An 8,877-nucleotide genomic window follows, 5' to 3' on the forward strand; every position below is an offset into this window, starting at 1 on the left:
CGCGTAGGCGACAGCGGCTCGCGCGGCGTCCTGCGGGCCGGGTGGGCAAGCTGTGAGGTTCGGCTGTGATGTCGCTGGGATGTTCGGCGTTGTATGTCACTGACGTGTAGATGTATTCGTGCTGCTCAGGAGTAGTTGAGTCGCTCGATCATGGTGACAGTTCCCCGAACATTACGGTGACGTGAGGCCGTGTCGGCCGGTGTCGTGTTCGCCGTGTCTCCTTTGTCTTCTTGATCTTCGTGGGGCCGTCCGGGTGTGCGGAGATGTGTCCGGCGGTTCCTGGCAGGTGCCGCGGAGGCTGGCTGGTCCAGATTCCCGCAGCAGTCCCGAAGACCCCCGTTAGCACGCGCGTCCGTCGAACTGGCGGGAACGTTCTGCTGCCACCCGTCCGAGTGAGCGGCTGGGCGGGAAGCCCATGTGCGGCTCATAGCCTCGCATCAGACGCATCCGTCACACACATGCGTCTGGCTGAAGTGACCTGTACGCAACCGTTGTTCGTTGTTGGAGGCTGTACGTGATCTCCGTGCCGTTATCCGGCCGCCCGCCTTACGGCTGCGGTCGCCGGTGACGCCGCTGGACGGCGACTCACAGGCTGCGGAGGCGGGCTTGGGCCGGCATCAGGACGAGTTGCGGCCCGCTGCGGTCCGGCAGCTGCTCCGGTTGCGCGGGGCGGGCGAGTTGACCACCGCGCATGTGCGGCTGGTCGCCGATTCGCTGGATGTGAGCGTGCGGCAGGTGTGGCGCTGGCTGGCCCGCGCCGAGGAGACCGGCAGCACGGAGAAGCCCGAGCGCAGGCGGTTTCGGATCACCGACGAGATCATCGATGTTCTCGCCGACCACCAGGGCAACGTCAAACGCGCTCACGAGCACCTGGTGCGCGCCGCCAAGGCGGTGGGGGAGAAGCCGATCGGTCTGACCACGCTGCACGACGCCATCGGCCGTGACCTTGACCCCGGTTTCATGGCGGGTCTGCGGGAGGGTATTCCGGCCGCCCGCGGTTTCGATCCTGCCTTCCGGCGGCCGGCGGTGGCCCGGAACCAGGTGTGGGAGGGGGATCACAAGCAGGCCCCGTTGGTGGTGTTGATGCCGGACAAGACCACGTCGAGGGTGTGGGTGACGTGGTTCGAGGACCGCGGTACGGGCTGCGTGATGGGCTGGGCGGTCACCGCGGGATCTGCGCACCGGGGATCGGTTCTGGCGGCGGTGCGGGCGTCGGTGCTGCGGGAGGATCCTTACGGGCCGGCCGGGGGCGTGCCGCACCTGGTGCGGGTCGACGGCGGCGCCGACTTTATGTCCCGGACGGTGCGGCGGGCGTTCGGCCTGCTGGGGGTGCCGGTGCACCGGGTGCGCAGTGCCCGCCACAAGGGCGGTATCGAGCGGCTGAACCGCACCAGCATGACCCGCTTCTTCGCCGATCTGCCCCGCTACACCAAAGCACCACGGCTCGATCACTGCCGTCAGGTGGGCGACGAGGACCCGCCGTTGACATTCGAGGCCTTCGTTGGCCTGCTGCGCGAGTGGGTCATCGAGCACAACACCAAGCACGTCGTGGAACGCACGGGGATGACGCCGCTTGAGGCGTGGCTGGCCGACCCTGCAGAGATCCGGCCCGAGCCGAGTGCGGCCGAGTTGCGTGCGTTCATGCTGGAGAGCGATCACCGGCGGCGGAAGATCACCAGTCACGGGGTGGAGTTCGCGGGCCGCTGTTACATGCCGGAGAACGGGGTCGGCCGGATCGGGGTCGAGGTGCGGGTGCGGTGGATGCCGCACCACGCCCATGAGATCGACCTGTACACCTTCCGTGGCGACCGTTACCTGGGCCGGGCGTTCCTCAGCGACGAGGCCACCGAGGAACTGCGTGCCAGGGTCCTTGACGACCGCCAGGAGCACAGCGCTGCCCTGCGCCGGGCCTTGCAGCGCTCCGGTGAGCGCAGACGCGACCGTTATCTGCCGGCTACCGGTCCCGAACTGCCCGTCTCTGCAACCCGCATGACCAAAGAAGAGGCGCTCGCTGAACTCGCGGGCACCAGTCGGTCAGCGCCGGCTGCTCCCCGCCGTCGCGAAGAGCCGTACCAGCCACTGACCCCCATCCCGGCTGGCTGGCCACGCCCCGGCCAGGCCACCGCCTCGGATCCGTCTTCGGAGGACACATGACCACTACTGCCACCGTGCCGCCGCCCCAGCCGCCCGAGCCGGCGGCGCCGCGCCGTCCGGATCTGCGCCCGCAGTTTTTTCTCGGCCTTGAGGACTCCTCGCTGGTCGCCACCGACACGCTGCTGCAGATCAAGGACACCGTCGTCGACACCGTCGAATCACGGGCGATGTCGGTGATCTACGGCGATGCAGGTCTCGGCAAGAGCTTCGGTACCCGCGCCACGATCCAGGAGATGAATCCGGATCTGATCCTGCCGCTGGACTTCGCCCGTTCCCGCCCGGGGCCGAAGGACCTGCGCGAGGAGCTGTTCCACCAGATGAACCTGTCCTGCAAGATGCCGGGAACGCCGACCGCGTTCGACAAGCTGCTGCGCGAGACGTTGCCCCGGCGCCCGTATGTGATCGTGTGCGACGAGGCCCAGCAGTACCGGCGGGAGAACTTCGAGTTCCTGCGCAAGCTGTGGGATACCTGCGATCCCAAGCCCGCCATCGTCTTCGTCGGCGGCCGGGAGGCGTACGAGACGCTGCAGAGCGATCCGGCGCTGGCTTCGCGGATCTACATCCGCCTGGAGATCCTGGCGATGACCGAGGAGGAGGTCCTCAAGACTGTGCCCGACTCGCACCCGGTGTGGAGGGGCGCGGATGAGGCGTTGCTGAAGCGGGTCGACACCCAGTACGCGCTCGGCTCGTTCCGCGAGTGGGCGAAGGTCACCAAGCACGTGATCAAGGGCATCGAGCACCTGGGGGCCGACAAGGTCGACGACCGGGTCGTGGGCTGGGCCCTGAAGCGGTGCTGACCACCCCGCCTTTGCCGTCGGGCGTCTGGGGCGAGGCCGCCGCAGCCGAACCCTTCGCCGTCATGGAAGACGCCGCCCCACCCGGCCTGCACTTCCTTAACACCCCAGGTGTGCGCACCCTGCTCACCCCGGGCATGCTCGCCGTCGGCGAGGCGCTCGTTGATGCCTACGCCCAGGGCCGGTTTGTGTGCGTGCTGGGCGGTGCCGGGGTCGGCAAGACCTTTGCCGTCCACACCGCCGCCCGCCGTCTCGGTGAGCTGGTGCCGCTGGAATTGCGGGCTCAGCCGACGCCGGCGGACCTGCGCGCCGCCCTCCGCTGTGCACTTGGTCTTGGCGGCGAGGCGCCTGCCGACCCCGGTATCGCCGACACGCTGATCCGCCGCGCCCTGGCTGTCAGGCCGCGGATCGTCGTGGTCGAGGACGCCGACCGGCTGTCGGCGTCCTGCTTTGAGTACGTGCGTTTCCTGCACGACGACCTCCCACAAGGGCTGTGCGTGGTGCTCATCGCCCAGGCGTGCGGCGAACGCTCGTTGCGCGCCCGGCGGATGCTCGCCACCCGCACTGCCGACTGGCCTTGCATCCGGCCGCTCACCCGCGACCAGGTCCCGCAGGCCGTGCCCGCGTTGCATCCGCTGTGGCAGAGCGTCGCGCCCGGCGACCTGGAAGCGCTGGATGCCCGCCTCGCCGATGGCTGTCTGCGTCGCTGGGTCGTGCTGACCCTTCACACCCAGCGGGCTCTGGCCGCCACCGGAGCGAAGAAGCCGGATGCGGGCATGCTGCAGGCGGTGGCCGACCGGGTCGACGGCGGGCGGCACCCATGACCGCACCCACGCGTCCTGGTGCCCCCACCCCGCAGGCCGGCACGTCGCCGGCGGCCCGCACCGATTCCGCCGGCGACTTAACGTCGGCGCCCGCTGCTGCCACGCCACCACCCGGGCCGCGGTGAAGCCGATGCCGCGCCCGGTCGCCGTGCCCGAGACCACCACCGGCTCGTGGAGGCCTACATGGTCACCCGGCCATCCCAACCCCGGTCGGCCCCCGCTCACCGTCGTGCACGACCCTCATGACGACTACGCCTTCATGGCCGCCGCGCTGGCCGCCCACACCCCCGCGCTGGGCTGTATCACCGTCCACCCCACCCCCGTCGCTAGCGCTCCCGCCTCCATGGCCCACGACCTGCTGCGCAGCATGGGCAAACACCTCCCGCTGACCGGCAGCGGGGACGGCACCTACTGGACCGGTAACACGGAGACCGCCTGGCGCGTGGTCGCCGCCTGGATGCTCGCGCTGCGCATCGGTCACGTCATCGTCACGCGGGTCCATCGCATCAGCTCCCGGCACTTCGAGTACCTCTTCGCGCTGCGGGAGCTCACCGGCGTCCGGCTGACCTTGCTGTGCCACGGCTCTTTGCCGTCCGCTCTGGCCGCTGCCCTCGCCGCGCTTCCGCATGAAGAGGCCCACAACCTGGCCGCGGCCCGCCGTGCCGTGGCCGCTCCTGTGCTGGCTCCACCACCGCCCGCCGGCCGGTTCGCGTGGTGGGAGGCGGACGGGCAGTTCCCGCCCCGCGAGGGCGAGCCGTGCTTCCTGTGGCCGGCGCGGCGCACACTCGGCTGCGGCGAAGTCGAGGCAGTGGCCTGCCGCCTGGGCCGCGCGGTGCTTTTGCTGCCCGCTGCCGGCCGCTTTCCGCCCGAGCCCGACGAGCCGACCGCGCTTCTTGCGCGCCGGCTCCATGCGCGTATCGCCCATCCCGTTCACGCTGCGGCGCTGGCGGTGCGCATCCTCACCGGCTGTCCGGCCGCGCAGCTGCAGTTGCCCGCCGCCCATGAGGCTTTGCCGGCCCGGTCGAACCGTGGTCCTAAACGCCCGGCCCCGTCCTGGGCGGTGGACTTGATCGAGGCAGCCCGTCGCTTCGGGCAACTGGAAGGGCGCCAGCACAGCGCTCGCCCCCTGCGGCTGCGCTCCTGGGACCAAGCGGGCGTGACCGAAGCGGCCCACACCTGCGGTGTGGTCGAGTACCAAGCGCCCCGCTCGAGATGGCACCCAGCCGCGAGGACCCCGAGTTCCCCACGGCCCGCTGCCGCACACCGGGGCAGCGCACCGGCACCGAACCGGGCAGCATGAGGTGGGTGCGCGCGCCAACCAGCCCGCAAACACATAGGGAGTAGACGATGGCCGAGCCAGGGACAGAACTGTTCGAAGCGATCCGCCGTGACCACCGCGCGGGCGACAGGCTGCCGCGCTCCCTGGCTGCCCGGCATGGTGTGGTCAGAGCGACGGTCAAGGAGGCGATCTCGACCGTGCTGCCCCTGCCGCATTCCCTCCCGGCCGACGAAGAGGGCCTGGGTGAGGCCCGTCAGTTCCTGGATGCGCTGCTGGAAGAAGACCGGGCCAAGGCGCCCGAGGAGCGCCGCTCGGCCTTCGAGCTGTATGAGGAGCTGGACCGTCGCACCGACGGGCTCCCGGTGTCCTACCGGTGGGTGTGGGAGTACATCACCGATCGCCGCTCCCAGCAGCACGCTGACACCGGCTCGCCTAAGCCACATGAGCGGACCTGGGCGGCAGGCGTCTCCTCCGACATGCCGGAGTTCGTCGCCGATCTGATTACGTGCGCGGTGCGTCACCTGGCGGAGCTGAAGATCGAGGGCACCTTGCCGGCGGCCGACGGCGTCGAGCTCGGCATGGTCTCCCTCGGCACTGCCAGGGCCCGGATCAACCAGGCCCTGTGGGAGCTCGCGCTGGTCGGACGCGGGAGCGGTCTGTCCTACGCCCAGATGAGCGCCTTCACCGGCATCCCCGAAGATGACCTGGCCCGGCAAGCCGAGGACTACCACCGCCTCATGACCTGCTGAGCCGCTGCCCCTCACTCACGGGGGTACGGCAGATGTGGTGGCTCCTGATGGTGGCGAGGGCGTTGATACCGATGGCCGGCTATGCCCACCGCATCTCGATCGCGGAGAGCTGCTCGACCCGCTCCGGCGGCAGCGTGGCGGCCCTGCTGCGCTGGTTTGCGATCCACGACCCCAGCTTGAGGTCTCGTTCCTCCTGGCTCTGGCCGCCGCCTGCGGTGACGATCCGCTCGACGTGTCCCCTGGGCACCCGAAGGTGCCCCTCTCGTTCGTAGAACTGGCGGGCGGCGGTGTAGTTCAGCGCCCACTTGTCGCTCTGCGTGCGGCGTGGCTTCGGCTTCTCGTCCTGGGCCGCCGGTTCGATCCCGAGGACCTGCTCACACATCCACTGCTGCCCGCCAGTGAGCCGGTCCCATCCCAGGCGCTGTGCCCTGACCCATCGCCCGAGGTCCTCGCCCTGGTGCACGACCTCGCCCGGCACGGTCGGCAGCACGCCGCGGGCCTGAAGGTGCTGGCGGACGAGGTGGAAGGCACGCTGCCATTCCACGGGCCAGGTGGGGCACCAGGACGGGTCGATGTCCTCCAACTGCTCGCGCCGCTCCGGGGCCAGCGTCCCGGAGCGGACGTCGGCTCGCGCATTCTTCAGCCAGATGCCGACTTTGTGGCCCCGGTAGACGGCGCCCAGCGGCGCCAGGAGGTGCCCGTTTTCCTCGGCCCACCCACGCGCCGCGGTGAGTCCTTCCTCCCACGCGACGTCACGGTGCGACCAGACCATGCCGAGCGTCTCCAACTGCTGGACGCGTTCGGCGTTCAGGCGGCCGCGGGCGTTCAGATGGCGGGTGTCGGCGATCCACTGTCCGAGCGGGAAGTCTGCGAGCGAGGCCGGCCACCTCTCACGCACACCCTCGCTCTGCTCTTCGCCCCGGCCATCGGTCTCCCGCTCCCGGCTGTCGGGTACGCGGTACGTGAACGGGATCTTCAGGCCGCCGTGGAGCCGGGTGTAGATGACGGCCGCCTCCACGCCGCGCCGCCAGTGCTCCTTCTCGGGGTTGAGGACGCGCAGGCTGATGAACGCCGCGAGCGCGGCCGCATCGCGCGGGGTGCTGAACTTCAGCAGTGCCCGGGCCGGCACCGAGATAGGGACGCCGTCTTCGCCCTCGGTGCTCTCTGCGTCCTGGCTTCCTGTGCGGCTCTGGACGCCCTTGGACCGGCTGGGCGCTTGCGGTACGGCCAGAGCCTCCACGACACGGGTGTCGTGCGCCCGCAGAGCCTCCAGGAGCTTGGCGAGCCCGCCGTAGGCCTTGCTGGTGAGCATGTTGTCCGCACTCTCCCCGGGCCCGAGCAGGATCGGCACCACCAGCGAGGCCACCTTGCCCTCACCTGGCTGGATGCGCAGGGCACGGCCGACGGCCTGGACAAGGTCGGGCATGGAGCCGCGGACGTCGGCGAAGTACACGCTGTCGCAGTTGTGGATGTCGACGCCCTCACCCAGGACCTTTGCCGACCCCAGGAAGCACCTGGCCGCGTCCGTACCGCTGGCGAACTCGTCCAGCACACGGCGCCGGTGGGCCGGTGGGTGATCGCCACAGAGCCAGTCGGCCCAGACCGTGTTCGGGTACGACTCCGGGTCGTCCGCATGCAACTGCGCGGCGACGCCGGGAAGGCCAGCCGCGAAGGCCTCGGCCTCCTTGACCAGGTGGTGGAAGACCAGCGTCCTGCCGAAGTCCTCCTCGGCCGCCGCCTTCACCAGCGCCGTCTGAAGAGCCGCGAGACGCGCCCCGCGCACCTCATCCGACCGGCCCTTCACGCCCAGGAGCTGCGTGGCCTGGAGCTGGGTGTCGGTGATGTCCACGCACACCACCTGGTACGGCGCGCAGATGCCCCAGTTGATCGCCTCGGACAGGGTCAGGGTGTAGCACCTGCTGCCGAACGGTCCGTCCGGATCGTCCTCCATCGACGCGACCAGCTCACCGGGTACCTCCGGCTCGGTGTCCTCGTCCAGCTGCCACAGCCGGGGTGTGGCGGTCATGTACAGCCGCCGCAGTGCGGGGATGCGGGTGTTGTCGTGGACGACCGCCCAGGGCTTGCCGATCCGCCCCGAGGTCCGGTGCGCCTCGTCCACAACGACCAGGTCCCAGCCGGGAAGGCCGGCTGCGTGAGCGTGCTCCAGCGTGCCCAGGCCGAGCGAGGCGTATGTGGCGAACACCGTCACCTTGTCGAACGGCCGTAACCAGTCGACCAGCTCCTCAACCGCCGTGGTGTTCGGGAAGACCGCCTGATCCCCGCGCAGCGACGACACCCCGATCATCAGCCCCTTGCGGCCTCCCTCATGCCACTCGGCCTGGGTCTGTGTGAGCAGGTCCAGCGAGGGCACCAGCACCAGCACCCGGCCCGCCCCCAGTTCCTCCGCGCTGCGCACGGCAACCAGAGTCTTGCCCGAGCCGGTCGCCATGACCACCTGCGTCCGCAGCCCCCGCTCGGGCACAGCTGACCGCGCCGGCAGTTCGAGCGCGCGCAGCACCGCGTCGACGGCCTCGCGCTGGTGGGGACGGAGAGTCTTCGGCACGTTCCGCTCCTTTGCGGGCTCTGCTGTCGTTGGTGACGCGATCGTGGTGACGTTTCGGTGGGGGATGCTGAGGCAAGTTTGGATCTCGATCTCATTTTGAAGCATACTAGAGAGGCGGCTTCCCCGCCCGGCACTGTGCCACGCCTGACAGACCGTCACTCATATTCTTGAGCAGCCGTCACCCCACACGTCCCCCTTGCTGGCGCCGTCTTTTTACTCCCGAAGCGAAGCGGAGGGAGTCGGTTCTAAAGGCGAAGCCGGAAGAACCGGCGGGCAGGGGAGCGCAGCGGACCTGCCCGGAGTCTGGAGCAAAGCGGAAGACTCCAGTGAGGGCGTAGCCCTCACAAGCTCCGGGAGCGCAGCGGACGGGGCGTCAATCCGCATGCTACGCATGCGGATTGTGCGGGACGCGCAGCGTCCCGCTTGCGCTCCCGCGGAGCGGGAGCGCAACAACCTTGCGCAGCAAGGTTGTTCGCTTGCACATCGCGCAGCGATGTGGTACCCGCTCCGCGGG

Annotated in this window: 6 protein-coding genes; 5 read left to right on the forward strand and 1 reads right to left on the reverse strand. The window is 69.8% G+C overall.

The features are described 5' to 3' along the window. The first annotated feature begins 564 nt into the window (after nucleotides 1–564). The 5 genes from ACH4D3_RS13940 to ACH4D3_RS13960 all read left to right on the forward strand — a co-directional run bounded on the left by ACH4D3_RS13940 (nucleotide 565) and on the right by ACH4D3_RS13960 (nucleotide 5,800). Nucleotides 565–2,154, forward strand: a complete 1,590-nt coding sequence (locus ACH4D3_RS13940; protein ID WP_398321046.1) for a Mu transposase C-terminal domain-containing protein — start codon at nucleotides 565–567, stop codon at nucleotides 2,152–2,154. After that, complete coding sequence (locus ACH4D3_RS13945) at nucleotides 2,151–2,951, forward strand: AAA family ATPase (protein WP_398321049.1); 801 nt, start codon at nucleotides 2,151–2,153, stop codon at nucleotides 2,949–2,951. The genes ACH4D3_RS13940 and ACH4D3_RS13945 overlap by 4 nt, the downstream gene beginning before the upstream one ends. After that, nucleotides 2,945–3,772 (forward strand): AAA family ATPase, encoded by an 828-nt coding sequence (locus tag ACH4D3_RS13950; RefSeq protein ID WP_398321052.1) that lies wholly within the window; start codon nucleotides 2,945–2,947, stop codon nucleotides 3,770–3,772. Before ACH4D3_RS13945 ends, ACH4D3_RS13950 begins: the two co-directional genes overlap by 7 nt. Before the next feature lie 259 nt (nucleotides 3,773–4,031). Further along, a complete protein-coding gene (locus tag ACH4D3_RS13955; protein WP_398321055.1) occupies nucleotides 4,032–5,072 on the forward strand; it encodes a hypothetical protein in 1,041 nt (346 codons plus the stop codon). A 47-nt stretch (nucleotides 5,073–5,119) separates the two neighbouring features. Next, complete coding sequence (locus ACH4D3_RS13960; protein WP_398321058.1) at nucleotides 5,120–5,800, forward strand: hypothetical protein; 681 nt, start codon at nucleotides 5,120–5,122, stop codon at nucleotides 5,798–5,800. Between the two features lie 79 nt (nucleotides 5,801–5,879). On the opposite strand, the gene ACH4D3_RS13965 is transcribed toward ACH4D3_RS13960, so the two are convergent. Continuing rightward, nucleotides 5,880–8,363: a Helicase associated domain protein gene (locus tag ACH4D3_RS13965; RefSeq protein WP_398321061.1), complete on the reverse strand. Its 2,484-nt coding sequence runs from the start codon at nucleotides 8,361–8,363 to the stop codon at nucleotides 5,880–5,882. Nucleotides 8,364–8,877: the final 514 nt, after the last annotated feature.

This window comes from Streptomyces sp. NPDC018026 (assembly GCF_044327745.1).
GTDB classification, from domain to species: domain Bacteria; phylum Actinomycetota; class Actinomycetes; order Streptomycetales; family Streptomycetaceae; genus Streptomyces; species Streptomyces rubrogriseus.

What these genes read in the sequence shown, in the direction of transcription:
- ACH4D3_RS13955 (WP_398321055.1), top strand. Translation starts at nt 4,032, where the DNA reads ATGGCCGCCGCGCTGGCCGCCCACACCCCCGCGCTGGGCTGTATCACC.
- ACH4D3_RS13960 (WP_398321058.1), top strand. Translation starts at nt 5,120, where the DNA reads ATGGCCGAGCCAGGGACAGAACTGTTCGAAGCGATCCGCCGTGACCAC.
- ACH4D3_RS13945 (WP_398321049.1), top strand. Translation starts at nt 2,151, where the DNA reads ATGACCACTACTGCCACCGTGCCGCCGCCCCAGCCGCCCGAGCCGGCG.